General features: G+C 76.6%; 1 pseudogene. It reads right to left on the bottom strand.

The features are described from left to right. Nucleotides 1-66: 66 nt before the first annotated feature. Nucleotides 67-1,160, bottom strand: a pseudogene (locus tag VR44_RS30230) (NAD(P)/FAD-dependent oxidoreductase). Nucleotides 1,161-1,205 lie beyond the last annotated feature (45 nt).

Genomic DNA, 1,205 nt, shown 5'->3' with positions numbered 1-1,205 from the left:
CGCCAAGGCGCCGATGCACGGCACCGGACGACGCGGGCTTAACGGGCAAGATCCGAAAGAGACGACCTAGGCGCGGCCCCTGATGGTCAGGGTCACCGGGCCGCCGTTCGGGTTCACCCGGGTGGTCCAGTGCGTCGGCAGGCGCAGGGAGTGGGTCGGGGTGAGGCGGGTCCAGGGGCGGTGGTGCCAGAGGAGGCGGGTGTCCTGGTGGATCTCCAGGTGCGGGGCCGTGAGGGGTTCGGCCGTGCGGAGCAGGAGGGAGCCCCGGGGGGTGGGGGTGGTGAGGTGGGTCGGGGTGGCCCAGGAGAGTGGGGGGTGGACCTGGAGGGGTGGTCCGGGGGTGGGCCAGGGGGTGCCCGAGAGGTGGGCCAGGAGGGGGAGGGCGGCGGCGTTGCCCTCGGCGGCCGCGGTGGCGGCGGGCTCGATGCCGTGGAGGGCGTTGCCCACGGCGAAGACCCCGGGGGTGTGGGTGCGGTAGGCGGCGTCGACGGCTGGGCCGCGGGTGCCGGGGGCCAGGGGGATGCCGCCGCGGTGAAGACCACCGTGTCGCAGGCGATGACCCCCGTCCGGCCGTCCTGGTGGCGGACGGCCACGCCCGAGAGCCGGCCCCGGCCGTGGAGTTCCGTCACCGTGGTCCGGGTGAGGAGGGGGATCCCGGGGAGGGGGGTGGCGCGGGGGTGTTCCGTGAGCATCGCCGCCACGTGGGTGCCCGCGCGGCGGAGGGTGCGCGCGGCGTGGCGGGCCACCGGTTCGGCTCCGATCAGTACCGCCCGCCTGCCGATGGGGTGGGGGGCGTACGGGGGGAGCGAGCGGTGGAGTTCACCTGTGGTGAGGAGGACGACGGCGCGGGCGGTGATCCGTTCCAGGCCCGAGGGGCTCGTGGTCTCCAGGGTCAGCGGTCCGGCCCAGCCGGTGGCGGTGACGCCCGTGCGGAGGGCGGCCCCGGCGTGTACCGCCTCCGCGACCGCGCGGCGTGCGTACTCCGGTCCGTGCAGCCAGGGGAGCGGGGGGCTGCCGAAACCGCCGTGGTGGAGGTGGCGGGGGGTGCCGCCCGGTTCCTCCTCGCGTTCCAGGACCTCGACCCGGCCGGCGCCGGCGCGTGCGACGCGGGCGGCGAGGGCGAGTCCGGCGGGGCCGGCTCCGACGACCAGTACGTCCACCGTCCGGTCCGTCCGGGTCGGGTGGTTCGGGTGGTTCGGGTGGTT

It is taken from the genome of Streptomyces katrae, assembly GCF_000966975.1.
Taxonomy (GTDB): Bacteria; Actinomycetota; Actinomycetes; order Streptomycetales; family Streptomycetaceae; genus Streptomyces; species Streptomyces katrae.
The sequence above is the reverse complement of the archived record's forward strand: the minus strand, read 5'-3'. Positions and strand labels throughout refer to the sequence as shown.